Here is an 18,247-nt window from a genome sequence, read left to right as displayed (position 1 = left end):
GGCCAGGACACTAGCTTCGACGCAAGGCGGCGTGTGAGGCGCTCGCCAGCTCTTCCCGGCGATAAGGCTTGCGCAGCAGCGGGAATTCGTGCGGTGTGTCCGTGCTGCCCAGCTCGTACCCGGAGGTCAGCAGTACCGGCAGCGTGGGACGCAGTGCACGAGCCGCATGGGCGAGTTCTATGCCGTTGGTGCTGCCGCCCAGCACGACGTCGCTGAAGAGCAAGGCGATGGAGGAATCGTCGCGCAGGTGTTGCAGGGCTTGTTCGGCGTCGCCGGCTTCATGCACGGCGTAGCCGAGCGCACGCAGGAACGCAACCGCGATGCCGCGCACCTCAGGTTCATCCTCGACGACCAGCACGGTTTGGTTGCCGCGCGGGCCAGGCATGGTCTGCACGGTTTCTGGCCGGACAGCCCCGGACGGCGCAAGCGGCAATATGAGGTTCATCTGCGTGCCGTAGCCGAGCTGGCTTTGCGCCAACAGCTGTCCGCCGGACTGCTTGACGAATCCGTAGACCATGCTCAGGCCCAGGCCACTGCCTTTGCCCGATTCCTTGGTGGTGAAAAACGGTTCGAAGGCACGTGCCAGTACGTCCGGGGGCATGCCGACACCGGTGTCGGCGATGGTGAAGCGGACGTAACGGCCCACAGGCAGCTCGGCGCCTTCGCCGGTCTCCTCGATGCGGTGCTGTCGGGCGCTGATCGACAGGCGGCCACCGCGCGGCATGGCGTCGCGCGCGTTCAGGGCCAGATTCAGCAGGGCGCCTTCCAGCTGCACCGGATCCGCGAACACGGCCGGCAGCTCCGCAGGGCAGTCGATCTGCACCTGGATGGTTTCACCCAGCGTGCGCTCCAGCATGCGGCCCAGTTCCAGCAGCAGGTCCGCCGGAGCGACTGCGTCCGGGCTGAGGCGCTGGCGTCGGGCGAAGGCGAGCAGCTTGCGCGTGAGTTCTGCGCCACGCCCGACGGCGCGCAGTGCGCGCGTGACGGCGTCGTTGGCGACCGGATCGCGTTCCGCCAGATCTTCGAGCAACTGCAGATTGCCGGATACGATGGTAAGCAGGTTGTTGAAGTCGTGAGCAATGCCGCCGGTCAAGTGGCCGACCGCTTCCAGCCGCTGGGAATGGGCGAGCTGCTCCTGCGCGTGATGACGCAGGGCTGCCGTCGCCAACACGTTGGTCACCATGCTGAGGAAATGATCGGTATCGCGATCGGCGCGCCACGGGGCGCTGCTCAGCACGATCAGGGCGCCCAGCGTGCGGTCGTGGTCCAGAATCGGAAGAATGCGTCCACCGCCGATTCCGGCCCGGGACCAGACAGCCGCGTGCGCCGCATCCCGCAACCAGACGTCCGGTTCGGCCGGGCAGTTGCCCGGGCCGAGGTCCAAGGCGGCGCAGACTTTTTCCACGATGTCTTCGTCAGTGCCGTCCACGGCGTTGCCGAGCATGCGGGCGTGGGGTGACTGGAACAGCACGATGCCGACGGCGCGCGCCTGCAGCGCATCGCGCATCAGCACGGAGATCTTTTCGCCGAGCTTTTCGAAATCACCGGTCTGGAGGGCGAGCTGGCCGATCTGTGCTGCATACGTGTCGAAGCGCGCGCGCGCCAGGGCCTGACGCTGGCGGAGCGTCTCGGAGATGTCGCGTATCGAGGCGGCGAACAAGGTTTCGGTGCCACTGTTGATCGGGCTGAGGGCGATCTCCACCGGAAACTGACCGCCATCGCGGCGGCGGCCGACCAGTTCCTGGCCCGCGCCCATGGGACGCTCGCGCGGGCGCTCCATGTATCCGGTGCGATGGGCATGGTGGCGGCCGCGTACCTGCTCGGGCATAAGTAGCTCTACTGGCTGGCCCGCAAGCTCTTCCAGCGCGTATCCGAACAGCCGCGCCGCCTGTGGATTGGCCAGCACGATCCGCCCGTCACGGGCGACCACGATCATGGCGTCGGGCGCCGTCTCGAACAGCGCCCGGTACAGCGGAGAGGGGACTTCACCGGAGACGCTCATGGCTGATGCTCCACCGCAGGGACAAACATATAGCCGGCGCCACGCACGGATTTGATCAGCGCGGGGCGCTCCGGATCGGCCTCGATCTTGCGCCGTAGCCGGCCAATCTGCATGTCGATGGCCCGATCGTAGGGGCCGGCTTCGCGGCCATGGATGCAGTTCATCAGTGTGTCGCGGGAGAGCACTTGATTGGGCTGCTGCACGAAGGCGCGCAGCAGTTCGAACTCGCCGCTGGTCAGGTCGATGCACGTGCCGGCGCGATCATGCAGAGTGCGAGCTGCCAGATCGAAGCGCAAGCCAGCGAATACGGCAACTCGGCGAGGCTGATCGATGGCCGGCGCCGCAGCGCGACCCGCTTCCAGTCGTCGCAGCACGCTGCGCACGCGCGCCAGCAGTTCGCGCAGGTCGAAGGGTTTGGTCACGTAGTCGTCGGCGCCCAGTTCGAGGCCGACAATGCGGTCAACCGCATCGCTGCGGCCGCTGACGATGATCACGGCGCCATTCCACTGCTCGCGGAGATGGCGCATCAGGCTCAGGCCGTCGTCCCCTGGCAGGCCCAGGTCGAGCAGCACCAGGTCCACGCCGCCCTCGGCAACGAAACGGCGCATCTCGCTGCCGCTGGCGGCAAGGCTGATGCGCATCCCGTGCTGGCCGAGGTAGCGGCTGAGCAGGACTCGGATTTCTTCCTCATCGTCCACGCAAAGGATATGTGGAATCTTCGCTTCCATCGAGATCGCCAGTGGATGGCTCCGTTGATCATAGGCGCGCACAGTCGGGCATGCACCTGCCGCGAACGGCACGTCCGTTCCTTTCCCCGCCGTTACCGACTGTTACCGACGGTTGCTGCTCTGTGGTCGTTCCCGCGTTGTGTTGGGCCTAGCCTGTGCTTCATGAGTGCGGCGCAGGCCGCTGGCGACCCTTCACCAACCGGCTGATTCGCTGTCATGTATCAGGATCTTCTCGTCTATTGCCGCGACCCGGCACGCTGGCCGATCGTTATGGCCTACGCCCGCTGCCTGCTCACGCCGGGCGCCGGACTTATCGTACGGTTGTGCGACGACTGCCCGGTCGGTACACCGGCCTGTGGTTCGGCTGTGGAAGACGGGGTGCTGCTGACACAGGTGGCGCGAGGGCATCCGGTGCTGGCAGAAGCACTTGTACAGCATTCGGCCTGGGCCGATGCCGTACTTATCGATGGTCTGGACGATCTCACCGTCTGGCGCGGCGTAGTCAACGACAGTGCCCGACCTTGTCTGGTGCTGCCTGCACACCACGGAGCGGAGCCACGGCCGCCCCGGCACATCGGCCTGGGCTGGAACGGCTCGCTGCAATGCCGGCGCGCGTTGCACGCGGCACTGCCCTTATTGCAAGACGCCACACGGGTCGTGGTGTTCCAGGCAGCTGGTCATGCTGCCGATGCTGACGCGGCGTGCGCGTATCTTGGCCGGCACGGAGTCGGAACCCTGCGAATCGACAGCGCAGCCGAGCCGGCGGATGCCTGCACGCGCCTGACGGAGCTGTCCCGTCGGTATGACCTCGACCTGCTCGTACTCGGCGCTTTCCCGCACGTCCGCTTCAGCGAGTGGGACGGAGCGACGACCCTGGCCCGGCTGCTGCGGAGCGCCGAGGTGCCGCTGTTGCTGGCCCACTGAACCTGCTTCCACGGAGACGACAATGCGCGACCTGCTGCTACCCATTACGCGCGCCTACGCGCGACCGGCCAGTTTCGAATACGCCGCTTGGCTCAGTGCCGAGTTCGACGCCCCGCTCACTGCGCTGTACGTGATTCAGGCCTTTCTCGGCGGCCCGGTGTTTGATTCCCCTGCCGTTCTGTCCGACGCCATCGAGTACATTCGGGAACAGCGCCGCGCTGCCGGCGAAGGCGGTGCGGCCTTCGCCGAATGGGCGCAGCGGCGCGGACTGGACGGGTATCGCTGGCAGGCGGTCGAAGCGCCGTTTGCCAGAACCGTCGCCGCCGCCGCCGATTGGCACGACGTGGTCGTGCTGGAAGCCGACGAGGGCAACGAGTGCGCCGATGCCACAGCGTTGGGCCAGCTCGTGCTGACCGGCCGGCGTCCGTGCCTGGTGGTGCGCAGCGACGCGGTGTTCGTTCCGCCGCGCCGCATCGCCCTGGCTTGGAACGCCTCGGCCGAATGCATACGCGCTGTGCGTTCCGCGCTCGGTCTGCTCCAGCGTGCGGAAGAAGTGGTAGTGCTCGGTGACGTCGGTCTTTCGCGAGCGCGTGATTGCGGCGACCCGCCGGGTGGCATTGCCGCCTACCTCGAATCGAAGGGCGTGCCTGTCAGCTCCGGCCGGCGCCGCATCGACGTCGGTGCGGCCGGAGAATCCTTGGCGAGCGCGGCCGCCGACGTCGGCGCTGACCTGCTGGTCATGGGCGCTTACGGCCACAGCCGCATCAGCGAGTGGATACTGGGCGGCGCCACGCGCCATCTGCTGCAACACGTTCCTCTGCCGCTGTTCATGCAGCACTGATTCCCGGTAAATCGCCGGCGGCATGGATGCCGCGCTATACGAACCGGCGTCCGAACATCGGATGTTTCCGCGTGAAGAACGCGGCCCGCACCGGTGTTGAAACGTCTGTGTGGAATGCCGCAAGTGCTCCGGGTGCCGGCTACGGTGCCGGTGCTGAAATTCACGCCGGTGTTCCGTGTGCCTCCCTGGCACAGCGGGCGGCTGCGAAAAACCAGCCGAAACGTTCCTTGCGAAGGTTCGCAAACGCCCGCGAAAAATACGGCGAGAACCCGATTTTATCCATCGGCTCCAGCGGATGGCGGGACGAAGGCGACCGTATCTCCCGTCGGCCCGGGTCGGCGCAGCAGGGTGCCACTCTGTGAGTGTTAACTATTTGAAATAGTAAACAGATTATTTTAATGGAAAATAGCCATGTCTTGATGTCGCTTGACGTGGGTCAAGCCGAAGGCGCATTTTGGCACTAGCATGCATAAGTAGATATTTGACCAAGTAAATAAATGGTCAAATTATTGAAAGTCACGCGCCGAGGTGGTTATGTCGCAAGCTGATCGTGGTCGCAGGTATGTCTTTTCGGGCGGACGAAAGCCTTTCCGCGGTGCCGTCTTCATCGCCTTGGCGATCTGCCTTCCGCTTCCTGAAACAAGCTGTAGCGCTGCAGACGTGGCTGTTTCCATTCACCTTGACGCCGACTCTGTGGAGATCATCCGCGGCATGCGCAGGGCGAATGGCATCGACCCACCCGATAGAGCGGCCGATCAACGGGTGGCCAACATCCTGACTAGAGCCAGGGACCGACAGCGCGAAAAAGCGGTCGCGGCACGGTTTCCGGCGCGGCTGCCGCCGGCGTCCGCACCGCGAACCTGGCCGAATTTCATGCAGACAAATTGGGGGGCTGGTGACGTTCTCCCGCTCCTTGCTGTGGCGGATGCGGGAACCGGGAACAACGTCCTGGCCTATCCGGGCAGCACGGGGCGCGGTCGATGTCACCGCACTCTTGCGTACCCCTAGTGTCCTGTCTCGCAAAACCCATTAACGAATTCCGGTGCTTTTCGCTGCGCTACGTCGTTGTGATTCGTCGTCGTAGCGCTGCCACGCCTCCTCATCGCGCCTGGTCTCCGGGGGAAAGACACCGGAATTTAATCAACGCGGCGAGACAGGACACTGGCAATCATCCGGCAAACCCGAATACCCAGCGAAACCTTACGGCGCACGCGCCTTCCGACGTGTGCGCCATCGCGCGAAGGCGACGGCCAGCGCTGCGCCGACTGCGGCAAGGGCGGAGTCCTTCTGCGAGTCCCACACATCGCCTTGCATGCCGACGTAGGCCTGGCCCAGGTCGCCACCAAAAACACCAGCGGCCGCTGCTTCAACGATCTCGAACAGCGTCGCATGAGAGACGACGAAGAGCCATGGCAGCAGCCAGCGCCACATTCCGCGCTGCGGCGCGCGGGCATCGAGCAACTGCACCGCCATGGGGGTGATCAGCACCCCGTACAGGAAATGCACGATCCGGTCGAAATGATTGCGCGACACCGCCGCGGTTCCGTCTGAGACGGCGCCAGCCATCCAGGACGGCAGTGGGACTTCTGAATACGTGTAGTGCGCACCCACTTCGTGCAGCACCAGGAATACAAACAAGCACGTATAGGCAGTGTTGGAAAAAGGCAGCCGGCCATGGCCTGCCACGAGCAGCGGCACGGCAATCAGTACGAGCACATTTTCCAGCAGCCAGTCCTGACGGTAGTTCGGCGCTATGGCAAGTGCGACCCACACAATCGCAAACAACGTCAGGAGCAACAACGGATAGCGCGACGAGGCATTCCAGGGGGGCGCATTCATAGGGGTCCTTTTCGAGGGCACGCGATGGGCGCATCGTTGCCTCGTTCGTTAGCGGCAACCAACTACCGCGTGCAATGGTGTGGCCGCCAGCCGCGGCATCGTTGACCTGGATCAATCGCGGGCCAGTGATGGCATTGATTTCGATCAAGCGCGGCGTCCGAGCTTCCGGCTAGTTTCGGTCCTTCAAAGACACTGCGGGATGAAGCCATGTCCACAACGATGAAAGCTGCTGTCGTGCGCCAATTCCGCCAGCCGTTGCAGATCGAAACCGTGATCGTACCGACACCCGGGCCCGGCGAGGTGCTGATTCGACTGCGGGCCAGTGGTGTCTGCCACACTGACCTGCATGCTGCCGACGGTGACTGGCCGGTCAAGCCGTCGCTGCCGTTCATTCCCGGTCACGAAGGCACCGGTGTCGTGGCCGCACTCGGGGCGGGCGTGAAGAATCTGCACGAGGGCGATGCCGTCGGCGTCGCCTGGCTGCACGATGCCTGCGGCCGCTGCGAACACTGCATCGGTGGGTGGGAAACGCTGTGCGAATCGCAGCACAACAGCGGCTATAGCGTGAACGGCACGTTTGCGGAGTACGCGGTAGGTGCTGCGGACTATGTCGCGCGTCTGCCGGACCAGCCGGATTTTCATGCGCTCGCGCCCATCCTTTGTGCGGGCGTGACGACGTACAAGGGCATTCGAGAAACCGAAGTCAGGCCGGGCCAATGGATCGTCATCTCCGGGATCGGAGGGCTGGGTCACATCGCCGTGCAGTACGCGAAAGCCATGGGCTTGTTGGTGGCCGCGTTGGATGTGCGTGAAGAAAAGCTCGCACTGGCGCGCTCACTCGGTGCGGATCTCGCCGTCGACGCCAGCGCCGTCGATGCCGTGGCGCAGGTGATCAAAGCAACAGGTGGCGGCGCGCACGGCGTGCTGGTCACGGCCGTGTCGTTGCCCGCATTCCGTCAGGCGCTGGAACTGGTGCGCCGGCGCGGCACCGTCAGCCTGGTTGGCCTGCCGCCGGGCGAGTTCGCCACGCCGGTGTTCGACGTGGTGCTCAAGCGAATCACGTTGCGTGGCTCCATCGTCGGCACCCGCAACGACCTTGCGGAGGCGATTGCGCTGGCAGCGGAGGGCAAGGTGCGTGCGCACTACCACCGTGCTCCTCTGGAAGACATCAACCGCGTGTTCGCCGACCTCCGGCACGGTCGTGTGGACGGGCGCGTGGTGCTCGACCTGGGCTGAGCCGCGGATGGGTGTTGATACCGGGCAGGTCGGTGTTGGAAGCGGAACGGCACCTGGTCCGTCGCGAGCGGTTGCCGATGCGGGCCAGGCACGCGGACTGCTCGCTTGAACGGCTGATGATCCGGATCGAATGAACCCATGGGTCAGTTCATCATGCTGCCGTCAGGAGATACCACCATGGCACCTGCAACCTCCACCGATCGTGCGAGGGAATCCAGTCAGAACGGTCGTTCTGCCGCATGCCAGTTCGGGACGGAACTGCGGCGCTTCGTGCACGGCCAACTGGCAATGGCGCGGATGCATCTGGCCCGTCCTGGCAACGATCGTCACGATGGCGTACATGAGGCCCGCAAGTGTTTGCGCCGGACGCGCGCTGCGTTGGCTTTGGGCGCGAAACCTTGGCGACAAGCGGTCGCTGCATCGGATCATGAATTGCGCCGTATCTGTCGCGGATTGTCGTCGGTTCGGGACGCGCAGGCCCTTGTGGAAGCCTTGAGTCGCCTGCAGGGGGACGAGGAGTTCACTGCCAACCTTTGCCAGAACTCACGGGTCGCAGCCACGCAACACCGGGACAACGTGCTGACGCTGGCGTTGCGGCGAGACGGGGACTTTGCAGCGCGCCGTCGCCGCATCGAGAAGGTCGATGTGCGACTTGCGGCGCTCGACTGGACTGTGTTGGAGCCAGGGGACGCACGCGCGGCACTCAAGCGCAGCGAGCGTCGCCTGCGTGGTGCAAGGCAAAGGGCGATGTCAAAGCCCGATCAAGCCGCCGTGTGGCACACCTTCCGGCGTCGCCTGCGGCGGTTGCGTCAGCAAGTCACCCTGCTGGGCGCGATCGCACCCGAGATCGTGCGAGGCATCGAAGACCGCGACGATCAGGCCGTCATGTTGGGCGAACTGCAAGACGACAGCTTGCTGCTGGCGCGATGTGCCGGTCGATCGCCGTTCGCCATCGAGTACCGCGGGCCGCTCCGCCGGATCGCACGTCGACGCCTGTCGCGCCGGCTTGCAGCGGCGATGTGATCCGCAGCGCCCCTTGCGGCCATTCCATGAATCGCGCGGCGGTGGCGACCATCGAAATCCGTATCCGAACGTTGGAGCAACTGTTCGAGTCGCTCGATCCGGCGCCTTTCCGCGAGCGCACGCTGCATCAGGACGCGGAAAGATACATCGTGGATTGTGCCTCGGAGCTTCCGCCGCGAATCGATTTTCACCTGCGCATCAATGCACCGGAAGCAGCCGTCGTGCGAAGCGACGTTTGGATCTTTGCGCAAACGGCGAACAGGCGTGCGCATTTTCCGAGCGATCCGGCATGTGACCGATACGGATCAGCGAGCCGCGCGTGCAAAGACCTGCTGATGCGCGCTGGCGCAACGCAGGTACGGCGAAGTCGCGAGCCACTGCGAATCGGGGTAGTACGCGAAAACGTATTGACCGTCTTTGAGATGATTGATGAGCGGCTGCGCGATCGCAGTACGGATTGCCGGGCAGCCCCAGCTGCGGCCCAGACGGCCTGTGGATGGGAGGCGATCCGGATTCACATAGGCCGCTCCGTGGATGACGATTGCTCGAGACATGGCCTGATCATTGACTCCGGGCTCCAGCCCGGACAACCGCAACGAATAACCGTTCTGTCCTTCGTAGGCATCCCTCGTCTGAAAAAGCCCGAGGCTGGTGGCGAGACTGCCTGCCGTATTGGAGAAGGTCCGCGCGAAGTTTTCCCCCGAATTGCGCCCATGTGCGACCCATTCCTCGTGAAGCAGCGCCGATTCATTGAGATCGAACACCCACAGACGTCGTTGCGTCGAAGGCCGCGAATAGTCGATGACAGCCAGACGGCGCGACGTTGGAAAACCCTGGGCGATGGCGCAGGTCATCGCGTCGAATGCAAGCGCCACGACACGAGGGTCCGCGTTCGGCGCAGCGCGGCTCAGGCTGCGCGCATCGACGCGATCAGCGAGCGCTGGGTGCCAGATGGAGCCGGCCGTGATGACGATGAATAGAATCGGACGAAGTTTGAGCATGAGTCCGGCCTCCAATAGCGCTGATGGTACAGACGACGGCACCGCTCAGCCAACGCATGGCCCGGCAGTTCGGACACAAGGGATCTGCATTGCACGGATTTCTTGGAGCAGAGTCATCCGTCGCGCATTGAAGGCCATTCTGCCGATGTGGGTGTGGTGGCTGCCGATCGCGGTGGCCAATGCTCAGCCGGTTGCTGATCCGATCGCCGAATGCTTTGCGTCCTGTCCAGGAACAGCGTCCGGATCGAGCCCGACCGTCGTCGATGCCTTGCTCGCTCGATTCTACGAGGCTCGTTCCTGTCGGATGGCGTGGAGCGATACGGAGAGTCTGGATCACCTGATCGACCAGATAAGGGCGCTCGAAGACGACGGACTGACACCATCGGACTACTTTCTCGATCGGCTTGTCCGCATGCGCGAACAACGGTTGATCGCAGGCCACTCGGATCCCATAGGCCTGGATGTGTTGGCGACACGTGCCTACCTGCTTGCGCTGAGGCATCTGTACCACGGAAAAGTAGCGCCGCAGGAACTCTATCCGGACTGGAACTTCGAACCGCGCAGTTCCGATCCGGCCGAAGACCTGGGGCTTGCGAACTCGGCCGTCGACGACGGTAACGTTGCCGCGGCATTCGCCCTCGCAAGACCGCCGCACGCCATCTACGGTGCCTTGCGCAAGTCGCTGCACGAGTTGCGGGCCATCGCCGCGGATGGAGGATGGCCGCTGGTGCCAGCGGGACCTACGCTCGCGCGAGGGATGCGGGATCCTCGCATCCCTGCCTTACGGCATCGCCTGGCTCTTGGCGGATACGGATCCGACGTCACGGACAACGTCGACTACTTCGACCCGGCCCTGGAGGTCGCTGTGAGGGCGTTCCAGACCGAGCAGTATCTCGGCGTGGATGGCAAGGTCGGTGCGGCTACCCGCAACACGCTCAATGTTTCCATCGATGCACGGATCGGTCAGCTGCAGGTGAACCTGGAGCGTGTCCGCTGGATACCAGAAATCACCGATGATTTCGTGCTCGTCGACATAGCTGGATATAAAGTATCGTATTACAAAAATAGCGGTTTAAAGTGGGCGTCACGCGTGCAAGTCGGGCGCCCCTACCGTCGTACACCCAGCTTCAGATCGATGATTACGCACGTCACCTTCAATCCGACCTGGACGGTTCCGCCAACCATCCTTCGCAACGACGTGCTTCCAAAAATACGACGTGACAGCAGCTACCTTGCGACAAATCGGCTTCGCGCGTTCGACCCGGCGGGAAATCCGCTTGATGCGGCAGCCGTAGACTGGCACCGCGCGTCCGGTATCACCTTGCGCCAGGATGCTGGCCCTGGCAACGCCCTGGGGCGAGTAGCAATCCGTTTTCCCAACCGCTACGGCGTCTATCTGCACGACACGCCGCACACCGAGCTTTTCGATCGCGAACAACGCGCGTTCAGCTCCGGCTGTATACGGGTCGAGCGTCCGCTGGAGCTTGTCGAGTTGCTGCTCGACGATGCCGGGCAGTGGAATCACCAAGCCATGCTGGCGGAGATGGACAGCGGCGTCACCCGCTCGGTGATCTTGCGCCGGCCTGTGCCGCTGCTGCTGATGTACTGGAGCGTCGACGTCCACGACGGCGGGCGAGTGGCCTACAAATTCGACGTTTATCAGAGGGACGCAAAAGTTCTGGCCGCGCTCCATCGGTCGCCGCTGTTGCCTGACACGTCCAATGCGGTACGTGATGGGAAATGCCCGGGGCCGATGCATTGAAGTTGTCTGGCGATCAACCCGCCGCCCGATCGAGACCAGTGCATCGTCAGATGTGGCGCGGCAGTCTTTCCTGGAACCACGAAAACGGCACGAATGCGCCCGTGTGTTCAAGAGGTACCCGTTTCCAGGGTGGCCCATGCACAAGCACATCCTGATTCCGACCGACGGAACGGATCTGTCCCGAGCCGCCGTTGAGCACGGCATGCTGTTCGCCAGGGCGACTGGTGCCCGCGTCACCGGCATCCACGTCATTCCCGAGTTTCGTACCTTCGACGGAGAGTGGCCGGGATCGGCTGGGCGATTCAGCTGCCTGTGGGCGCGTTCGTACCGGACTGCAGCGCCGTATTCACGTTAGCGACTAGCTGCTCCGCTTCGCTCAGATAGTCCGATGCAGTCTCCGCTGCGACTTCGAATTGGACGCAGAGGACCTCAGCGACGCTGCGGCAGTTGGCGAGTTGGACCAGTGTGTCCAGATCCTTGTGCCAGCGCGCGGCCGCAAAACGCAGCAGTTCGCTGTTCCATTGTGCTGCCTTTGTGATTCGGTCTTGCCAGAATGTGCCAAACGCCACGAATGGAAGTTCTGCATACCGCGGCACGTAGGCGTCGGGCCTTGTTGCCGGGCCGGCATCGGTGAGCTTGGCCATCGGTTGCTCCTCGCAGCGCATCAGGTTGATCAAGGATAGGTCGGCTGCCGTGGACGTGACTTGATCCTCGTCAAGCCCGCCGTGAGTATTGACCCATATCAAGCAACGCATCAGCGCAAACGGCTAGCTTGGCCGTATGAGCGATACGGAACAGCCACTGGTCGGGCTCAGCACAGCCGAGGCGTTGCGCCGCCTGCGCGATAGCGGGCCCAACGTGTTGCAGCAGGAAAGGTCGCCATCGCCGTGGGCGCTGCTGGTCGACGCGCTTCGCGAACCCATGCTGGCGCTGCTTGCGGTAGCTGCCTTCCTCTACTGGCTGCTCGGTGATGCCGCTGAAGCAGCCATCCTGGGCAGCTCGGTGTTGCTGGTTGTTGCCAATACGGTCTATCAAGCCGGCAAGACGCAAAAAGCGTTGGCCGCCTTGCGCGAGCTTTCGAGCCCGCAGGCCCGTGTACTGCGGGACGGTCGCGCGACCGTCTGCGACGCGCGGGAGCTGGTTCCGGGAGACGTCGTCTTGCTCGGTCCGGGAGATCGTGTGCCAGCCGACGCGACGCTGCTCGACAGTGCTGCTCTTCGCGTGGACGAGTCGCTTCTCAGTGGCGAGTCCGTGCCGGCGGAAAAGAGCGCGGGCAGCGGAAGCGTTGCGGTAGGTGCTGAGGTCGGATCGTCTGCCGGCGGGGCGAATGAGACAGCGAGCCCTTCGAGGATATTCGCCGGCACCCTCGTGGTCGGTGGCAACGCGCAGGCGCGTGTGGACGCGACCGGTAGCTGCACCTCCATTGGCAAGATCGGCGCTGCGCTGCGCGGCATCGTGCGGGAACGCTCGCCCATGCAGCGCGAAATCGATCACGCGGTCGTACTGTTCGCAGCGCTGGGGCTGGCCTTCTGCGCGCTGGTCACGGTCGTTTACGCCGGGTCCGGGCGCGGCAGCTGGCTGGATGCGCTGCTTGCTGGCATCACGCTGGCTATCGCCAGCATCCCGGAAGAGTTTCCCGTTGTGCTCACGCTGTTCCTGGCTTTGGGCGCCTGGCGCCTGGCCGCAGTCAAGGTTTTGGTACGGCGGCCGCCGGCCATCGAGACACTCGGGGCGATCAGTGTTCTGTGTGTGGATAAAACCGGAACCTTGACGGAAAACCGGATGCGCGTTGCGGCCGCAGCCGCGGCTACGTCTACGTGGCGCGCGGCTGGCGCGCTCGACACGCCACCGGCCGTGTTTGCCGGCTTGTTGCAGGACGCGGCCTGGGCCTGCGAAGCGGTGCCGACCGACCCGATGGAGATCGCCATAGCGGACGCTGGTGGCAGCATCGCCCCTTCGGCGTTCAAGCACTTGCGCCACTACCCGTTGGCCCCGGAACTGTTGGCCGTGAGCCAGGCGTGGGCGCGGCGGGACGGGAGCCGCTTTGTCGCGAGCAAGGGTGCTCCGGAAGCACTCGCTGAACTTTGCCGGTTGTCGGGCGAGCGCCGTGAAGCACTGCTCGCCGATGTGGCGGCGGCAGCGCAACATGGACTACGGGTACTGGCCATCGCGCGCGCGGAGATCGTGCCGGGCGCTGTGCTGCCGGCGTCGCCGTCTGAGTTGCGGTTTGAGCTGAGCGGCTGGATGGGATTCGCCGATCCCTTGCGCGAGGGCGTGAAGGGGGCCATCGCCGCCGCAGTGGCGGCAGGGGTGCGCATTGTGATGATCACCGGCGACCATCCGGCGACGGCCGCCAGCATCGCCCGCGCCGCCGGCCTGCCGGGTACGAACGTAACGACCGGGGCCGAGCTTGCGGCGTTCGACGACGAGCAGTTGGCCGGGTGCTTGCGCAACTGTCAGGTGTTCGCACGGATAGCACCGGAGCAGAAGCTGCGGCTGGTCCGCGCTTTGCGTGGTGAGGGTCATATCGTGGCGATGACCGGCGATGGCGTGAACGACGGTCCGGCGCTGAAGGCGGCGCACGTGGGCATCGCCATGGGCCGGCGCGGTACTGATGTCGCTCGTGAGGCCGCGCAGATCGTCCTGCTCGATGACAATTTCGTCTCGGTGGTGAACGGCATCCGTCTGGGCCGGTTGATCTACGCCAATATCCAACGCGCGCTGCGCTACATCCTTGCGGTGCACGTGCCGGTGGTTGCGATGACCGTGGTGCCGCTGTTGCTGGGAGGGCCGCTGGTGCTCTGGCCGGTGCACATCGTGTTCCTGGAACTGGTGATCGATCCCGCCTGCACGCTCGTTTTCGAACGCCAGCCCGCGCAATCCGACCCCCTCGCGCAGCCGCCGCGCCCGGCCGGCTCGCGCCTGATCAGCCGGAACCTGCTGATCGCAAGCCTGGTCGAGGGTGCCGCGGCCACGCTCGGGGCTGCCCTGGTCTACCTGTCGGCGTGGTACAGCGGTGCCGAAGCCGAAATGGTGGCGGCCCTTACGTTTACCGCGATTGTCGTCGGCAACCTCGCCCTGCTGGCGTTCAACCGCAACGAGGCCGGCATGCGTGGGGCACTCCAGGTGGACAACGCCGCTTTTTGGATTATCGCGGCCACGGCGCTGGTTATGCTCGGCCTGAGCCTGTACGTTGCGGGCCTTGCCGCGTTGTTCCGGTTTGCGGCACCGTCGGCGGCATGGGCCGGACTGGCGACGGCACTGCCGGTCGCGTTGGTGGCGCTGTCGCGCGGTCTGGTGCCGGGCGCTGCGCAGCGGCGAGCGGCGGCACAGGTGGTTGAGAACACAGGAGTGGGATAGTGCTTGAAGCCCTGGTCGAGCTTGCTTGCTCCGGGCCGCCGCTGCGAACGGCGGTGGTCCATCCCTGCGATCCGGCATCCCTCACTGGTGCGCTCCAGGCCCAGGCGCGCGGGCTGATGCAGGCCGTACTGGTTGGCCCGCGGGCGCGTATCGTCGCTGCCGCGGAGCAGGCCGGACTGGATTTGACGGGAACGGAGCTGATCGACGTGCCGCACAGCCATGCCGCAGCGGACCGCGCCGTCGAGCTGGCCCGTGAGGGGCGGGTGGCGGCGCTGATGAAAGGAGCCTTGCACACGCAGGAACTGATGCGGGCTGTCGTGGCGCGGGAATCCGGACTGCGCACCGGCCGGCGCATGAGCCATGTGTTCGCGGTGGAGGTGGAACACTACCCGCGGATTCTGTTCATCACCGATGGCGCCTTGAACATTTCCCCCGGGCTGCTGCACAAGCGCGACATCGTGCAGAACGCGATCGATCTCGCGCAGGCGGCAGGCGTGGAGGTGCCCAAGGTCGCAATTCTTTCCGCGTCGGAGGAAGTCGATCCTGCCGTCGCGTCTTCCCTGGATGCCGCCGCTTTGTGCAAGATGGGGGATCGTGGACAAATAAGCGGAGCGCTCATGGAAGGGCCGCTGGCGATGGACAATGCGGTTTCACCGCAGGCGGCGGCCACCAAAGGTATTACCTCGCCGGTCGCGGGCTGCGCCGACATACTCCTGGTGCCCGACCTGGAGTCGGGCAACATGCTGGTCAAGCAGCTCGTCTATCTGTCGGGGGCACGCACGGCCGGCCTGGTGCTGGGCGCGCGCGTACCGATCATGCTGAGCAGCCGCGCCGATGACGTTGCGGCGCGACTGGCCGCCTGCGCCCTGGCGCCGCGGCTGTTGCAGCACAGGGCCAGGTGATGAGCGACGAAATTCTTGCGTTGAACGTGGGTTCGTCCAGCCTGCGCTTCGCCCTGTTCGACGCAGCAGATCTGGCGCTGCGTCTGCGCGGACATGTGGATTTCGGAAAAGACCACGCGCGTACGTCCCTGAGCGGCCCGTTGGCTGGACACCTCGGCGGATTCGCCGCGGCGGGGCAGGATGCAGGCGAGGCTGTCGAACAGCTGATCGACAGTCTGCACGTCGGCCTGCCGCAACTGTCCCTTCGCTGTGCCAGCCACCGTATCGTGCACGGCGGCGATCTGGAGCCGCGGCCGTATCTGTTGCATGCAGGGCTCATTGAGCGCCTGGAACATTGGGCACCGATGGCGCTGCTGCATCAGTCTGTTGCCCTGAAGGCGGTGCGCCGCATGGCGCAGCGCTGGCCCGGCCTGCCGCAAGTAGCCTGCTTCGACACCACTTTTCATGCGGGCCAGCCGGAAGTCGCCAGGCTCTACGCCTTGCCACGCCACTATACGGAAGCCGGCATCCGACGCTATGGCTTCCACGGCGTCGCGTGCGAGTTCATCGCCGATGCGCTGCCGCGCCTGGCGGGTCCGATCGCGGACGGGCGTGTCGTCATTGTCCATCTGGGTTCCGGCTCCAGCCTGTGCGCGCTGCAGCAGCGGCGCAGCATCGCCAGCAGCATGGGCTTCAGCGTCCTGGACGGCCTGCCGATGGGGACGCGCTGCGGCAGCCTCGACCCGGGCGTGATCCTGCACCTGCTCGATAAGTCCGGCATGACTGTCGCCGATGTTGAAGATCTGCTGTACCGGCGCTCGGGCCTGCTCGGCGTTTCCGGTATCAGCGCGGATGTCCGCGTGCTGGAGGCCAGCGACGATCCGCGCGCACAGCAGGCACTCGATCTGCTGGTGTACCGCGCGGTTGCCGAAATCGGTGCGATGGCCGCGCGTCTGCAAGGGCTGGATGCGATCGTGTTCAGCGGCGGCGCCGGCACCGGCTCGCCCGCATTGCGTGCGCGCATCGCGGAGCGCTGCGGCTGGCTGGGTGTCGAGCTCGACGCGGCCGCCAACGGGCGTGGCGACGAGTCGATCGGTCGGATCGGAGCGCGCGTTGCCGTTTACGTCGTGCACGTCGATGAAGAACTGATGCTCGCCCGGGCGGCCCGGCCGCTGCTTTAGCGACGGGTGGCGGCGGGACGGCAACGAAACCGGCGTACACGCACTGAAACCGGGCCGGAACGGAAAGTCGTCGACCGCGGCGACAGGTCGCAGCTTTGCTTGCAGACGAGCCGCAGTGGCGCGTAGCGCCACGTACCCGGTGCCGCCGCGGTCACTCGTCGCTACAGCGCCAGCCGGTGTATGACCTGCGTACTGTCCTCGGGGTCTGATTCGCGCCGGAAGCCCAGCGCCAGTGCAAGGTCCCGCATGGCAAAGTTCTCGGCAGCATCCAGCGAAACCATTTCGCTGATGCCGCGTTCGCGCGCGATGTCGATCAGGTGGTTCATCAGCAGCGTACCCAGACCCTGGCCGTGGAAATCGTCGCTGACCGCCACCGCACATTCGCAGGACTGTCCGTCGGCGGACACGCTGTAGCGCGCGACACCGATTTCCCGTGCCGTGCCATCGACGTCGGTGATCGCGGTAAATGCCACGTCATGCACGTAGTCGATGTCGGTCAGGCGTCGAACCAGGTCGTCACTGGGGCAGCTGATCTGGCCCAGGAACCGGAAACGACGCGATTGCGCGGACAGCGATTCGATGAACGCGCGCTCCAGCGCGGCGTCGCCCTTGCCGAGCGGTCGGATGATGACCTGCGCGCCGTTGGCCAAGGCGTGTACCCACATCGGCGAGGTGGCGCTCATGGGTAGGGCTGACAGGTTCTGCGGAGGTGTTGTGCCGGCGCTGTTGCTGGACGGATCCATGGGGAACTCCGGTGGCGGGGGTGAGCGTCAGGATGCGCTTTACGGCGCGAGCCGACTTGATGCGGATCAAGTCGGCGCCTGTGCCAGCGCCGTGCGCGTCGTTTCAGTGCTGCGCTGCCGCGGTCACCGGAGGTTGCGCCGCGATCAGGCGGGTGAGCAGATCGATCTGGGCTTGCTGCTGTTGCAGCAGCACCACCAGATGGTCGCTGCGCAGGGCGTCCAGCTTGTCGTGCAGGGCCATGATCTCGACCTCGGCCTTCACGTTGACTTCGTAGTCGTAGACCGCCATCTGCCGGTCTTTGGCCGCTTGCCGGTTCTGGCTCATCATGATCACGGGCGCTTGCAGCGCCGCCAGCATGGACAAGATCAGGTTGAGAAAAATGTAGGGATACGGATCGAACGCCAGTGCGCGGGGCAGTTGCGTGTTGAGGAAGCTCCAGCAGACCAGAAAGAGTCCGAACATCCCGATGAACGCCCACGAGCCACCGAAGCGTGCGACGCGGTCGGCCATGCGCTCACCGAAGCTGGCGGCCGCCTCCTGCTGCGTTGCCGGGGCCGTGGCGATGGCGCGGCGGTCGGCGGCATGGGTCAGTGCTCGCCGTGTGCTGTGATCGAGATCGGCGAAGCGTCGGCCGAACCAGCGTGTAGCGGAATCCAGATAATGTGGATGTGTGGAGGACATCGGGAACTCCCGGAAGTTTGCGATACAGGCAACGTGCTGCAGCC

17 protein-coding genes are annotated in these 18,247 nt (G+C 65.0%); 10 read left to right on the top strand and 7 right to left on the bottom strand.

The window, feature by feature from the left end; all coding sequences use genetic code 11:
• Window positions 1-10: 10 nt before the first annotated feature.
• Both DFR29_RS16225 and DFR29_RS16220 read right to left on the bottom strand, forming a co-directional pair.
• On the bottom strand, window positions 11-2,002 hold the full coding sequence (locus DFR29_RS16225) for a PAS domain S-box protein (protein ID WP_133819664.1): 1,992 nt from the start codon (window positions 2,000-2,002) through the stop codon (window positions 11-13).
• Complete coding sequence (locus DFR29_RS16220; protein WP_133819663.1) at window positions 1,999-2,730, bottom strand: response regulator; 732 nt, start codon at window positions 2,728-2,730, stop codon at window positions 1,999-2,001. Before DFR29_RS16220 ends, DFR29_RS16225 begins: the two co-directional genes overlap by 4 nt.
• 216 nt (window positions 2,731-2,946) lie before the next feature.
• Between DFR29_RS16220 and DFR29_RS16215 the strand changes: the two genes are divergently transcribed.
• The 3 genes from DFR29_RS16215 to DFR29_RS29230 are packed head-to-tail and all read left to right on the top strand — an operon-like array spanning window position 2,947 to window position 4,857.
• Window positions 2,947-3,654: a universal stress protein gene (locus tag DFR29_RS16215; protein ID WP_133819662.1), complete on the top strand. Its 708-nt coding sequence runs from the start codon at window positions 2,947-2,949 to the stop codon at window positions 3,652-3,654.
• Between the two features lie 22 nt (window positions 3,655-3,676).
• Window positions 3,677-4,495, top strand: coding sequence for a universal stress protein (locus DFR29_RS16210; RefSeq protein WP_133819661.1), 819 nt, complete (start codon window positions 3,677-3,679; stop codon window positions 4,493-4,495).
• Between the two features lie 26 nt (window positions 4,496-4,521).
• Window positions 4,522-4,857: a hypothetical protein gene (locus DFR29_RS29230; protein WP_166654139.1), complete on the top strand. Its 336-nt coding sequence runs from the start codon at window positions 4,522-4,524 to the stop codon at window positions 4,855-4,857.
• An 838-nt stretch (window positions 4,858-5,695) separates the two neighbouring features.
• Here DFR29_RS29230 and DFR29_RS16205 read toward each other — a convergent pair.
• A complete protein-coding gene (locus DFR29_RS16205) occupies window positions 5,696-6,334 on the bottom strand; it encodes a DUF2238 domain-containing protein (RefSeq protein ID WP_133819660.1) in 639 nt (212 codons plus the stop codon).
• 207 nt (window positions 6,335-6,541) lie between these two features.
• Here DFR29_RS16205 and adhP point away from each other — a divergent pair, with 207 nt between their 5' ends.
• Together adhP and DFR29_RS16195 are read left to right on the top strand one after the other, a co-directional pair.
• A complete protein-coding gene (gene adhP / locus DFR29_RS16200; protein WP_133819659.1) occupies window positions 6,542-7,570 on the top strand; it encodes an alcohol dehydrogenase AdhP in 1,029 nt (342 codons plus the stop codon).
• Window positions 7,571-7,708: 138 nt separating this feature from the next.
• On the top strand, window positions 7,709-8,593 hold the full coding sequence (locus DFR29_RS16195; RefSeq protein ID WP_133819658.1) for a CHAD domain-containing protein: 885 nt from the start codon (window positions 7,709-7,711) through the stop codon (window positions 8,591-8,593).
• A 305-nt stretch (window positions 8,594-8,898) separates the two neighbouring features.
• On the opposite strand, the gene DFR29_RS16190 is transcribed toward DFR29_RS16195, so the two are convergent.
• Window positions 8,899-9,594 carry a murein L,D-transpeptidase catalytic domain family protein gene (locus DFR29_RS16190; protein ID WP_133819657.1) on the bottom strand — a complete coding sequence of 232 codons (696 nt, stop codon included), beginning with the start codon at window positions 9,592-9,594 and terminating at the stop codon, window positions 8,899-8,901.
• Here DFR29_RS16190 and DFR29_RS16185 point away from each other — a divergent pair.
• Both DFR29_RS16185 and DFR29_RS30530 read left to right on the top strand, forming a co-directional pair.
• The gene (locus tag DFR29_RS16185; RefSeq protein WP_166654138.1) at window positions 9,593-11,356 is read left to right on the top strand and encodes a L,D-transpeptidase family protein; all 1,764 of its coding nucleotides are present in this window, start codon (window positions 9,593-9,595) and stop codon (window positions 11,354-11,356) included. The two genes, DFR29_RS16190 and DFR29_RS16185, sit on opposite strands and share 2 nt — an antisense overlap.
• Entirely contained in the window at window positions 11,316-11,711 is a 396-nt protein-coding gene (locus DFR29_RS30530; protein ID WP_425598844.1) for a universal stress protein, read from the top strand. The genes DFR29_RS16185 and DFR29_RS30530 overlap by 41 nt, the downstream gene beginning before the upstream one ends.
• Here the strand turns inward: DFR29_RS30530 and DFR29_RS16175 are convergent.
• Window positions 11,659-12,000 carry a hypothetical protein gene (locus DFR29_RS16175; protein WP_133819654.1) on the bottom strand — a complete coding sequence of 114 codons (342 nt, stop codon included), beginning with the start codon at window positions 11,998-12,000 and terminating at the stop codon, window positions 11,659-11,661. The genes DFR29_RS30530 and DFR29_RS16175 overlap by 53 nt on opposite strands.
• A gap of 136 nt (window positions 12,001-12,136) precedes the next feature.
• On the opposite strand from DFR29_RS16175, the gene DFR29_RS16170 reads away from it, so the two are divergent.
• Genes DFR29_RS16170 through DFR29_RS16160 form a run of 3 tightly spaced genes read left to right on the top strand, consistent with a single transcriptional unit; the run spans window position 12,137 to window position 16,778 of the window.
• Window positions 12,137-14,716 carry a cation-translocating P-type ATPase gene (locus tag DFR29_RS16170; RefSeq protein ID WP_133819653.1) on the top strand — a complete coding sequence of 860 codons (2,580 nt, stop codon included), beginning with the start codon at window positions 12,137-12,139 and terminating at the stop codon, window positions 14,714-14,716.
• Window positions 14,716-15,618, top strand: coding sequence for a bifunctional enoyl-CoA hydratase/phosphate acetyltransferase (locus tag DFR29_RS16165; protein ID WP_243746083.1), 903 nt, complete (start codon window positions 14,716-14,718; stop codon window positions 15,616-15,618). Before DFR29_RS16170 ends, DFR29_RS16165 begins: the two co-directional genes overlap by 1 nt.
• A complete protein-coding gene (locus DFR29_RS16160) occupies window positions 15,618-16,778 on the top strand; it encodes an acetate/propionate family kinase (RefSeq protein WP_133819651.1) in 1,161 nt (386 codons plus the stop codon). The genes DFR29_RS16165 and DFR29_RS16160 overlap by 1 nt, the downstream gene beginning before the upstream one ends.
• Before the next feature lie 161 nt (window positions 16,779-16,939).
• Here DFR29_RS16160 and DFR29_RS16155 read toward each other — a convergent pair whose 3' ends face one another.
• Window positions 16,940-17,521 (bottom strand): GNAT family N-acetyltransferase, encoded by a 582-nt coding sequence (locus DFR29_RS16155; protein WP_243746082.1) that lies wholly within the window; start codon window positions 17,519-17,521, stop codon window positions 16,940-16,942.
• A gap of 103 nt (window positions 17,522-17,624) precedes the next feature.
• Entirely contained in the window at window positions 17,625-18,203 is a 579-nt protein-coding gene (locus tag DFR29_RS16150) for a DUF1003 domain-containing protein (protein WP_133819650.1), read from the bottom strand.
• Between the last annotated feature and the right edge of the window lie 44 nt (window positions 18,204-18,247).

The sequence above is a fragment of the Tahibacter aquaticus genome (assembly GCF_004363655.1).
GTDB classification, from domain to species: domain Bacteria; phylum Pseudomonadota; class Gammaproteobacteria; order Xanthomonadales; family Rhodanobacteraceae; genus Tahibacter; species Tahibacter aquaticus.
The sequence above is the reverse complement of the archived record's forward strand: the minus strand, read 5'-3'. Positions and strand labels throughout refer to the sequence as shown.

Coding starts and splice junctions, on each gene's coding strand:
- DFR29_RS16160 (WP_133819651.1), top strand. CDS start 15,618: ATGAGCGACGAAATTCTTGCGTTGAACGTGGGTTCGTCCAGCCTGCGC.
- DFR29_RS16205 (WP_133819660.1), bottom strand. CDS start 6,334: ATGAATGCGCCCCCCTGGAATGCCTCGTCGCGCTATCCGTTGTTGCTC.
- DFR29_RS16170 (WP_133819653.1), top strand. CDS start 12,137: ATGAGCGATACGGAACAGCCACTGGTCGGGCTCAGCACAGCCGAGGCG.
- DFR29_RS16215 (WP_133819662.1), top strand. CDS start 2,947: ATGTATCAGGATCTTCTCGTCTATTGCCGCGACCCGGCACGCTGGCCG.
- DFR29_RS16220 (WP_133819663.1), bottom strand. CDS start 2,730: ATGGAAGCGAAGATTCCACATATCCTTTGCGTGGACGATGAGGAAGAA.
- DFR29_RS16155 (WP_243746082.1), bottom strand. CDS start 17,521: ATGGATCCGTCCAGCAACAGCGCCGGCACAACACCTCCGCAGAACCTG.
- DFR29_RS16210 (WP_133819661.1), top strand. CDS start 3,677: ATGCGCGACCTGCTGCTACCCATTACGCGCGCCTACGCGCGACCGGCC.
- DFR29_RS16195 (WP_133819658.1), top strand. CDS start 7,709: ATGGGTCAGTTCATCATGCTGCCGTCAGGAGATACCACCATGGCACCT.
- DFR29_RS16225 (WP_133819664.1), bottom strand. CDS start 2,002: ATGAGCGTCTCCGGTGAAGTCCCCTCTCCGCTGTACCGGGCGCTGTTC.
- DFR29_RS16190 (WP_133819657.1), bottom strand. CDS start 9,594: ATGCTCAAACTTCGTCCGATTCTATTCATCGTCATCACGGCCGGCTCC.
- DFR29_RS16185 (WP_166654138.1), top strand. CDS start 9,593: ATGAGTCCGGCCTCCAATAGCGCTGATGGTACAGACGACGGCACCGCT.
- DFR29_RS16175 (WP_133819654.1), bottom strand. CDS start 12,000: ATGGCCAAGCTCACCGATGCCGGCCCGGCAACAAGGCCCGACGCCTAC.
- DFR29_RS16150 (WP_133819650.1), bottom strand. CDS start 18,203: ATGTCCTCCACACATCCACATTATCTGGATTCCGCTACACGCTGGTTC.
- DFR29_RS30530 (WP_425598844.1), top strand. CDS start 11,316: ATGCGGTACGTGATGGGAAATGCCCGGGGCCGATGCATTGAAGTTGTC.
- adhP (WP_133819659.1), top strand. CDS start 6,542: ATGTCCACAACGATGAAAGCTGCTGTCGTGCGCCAATTCCGCCAGCCG.
- DFR29_RS29230 (WP_166654139.1), top strand. CDS start 4,522: ATGCCGCGCTATACGAACCGGCGTCCGAACATCGGATGTTTCCGCGTG.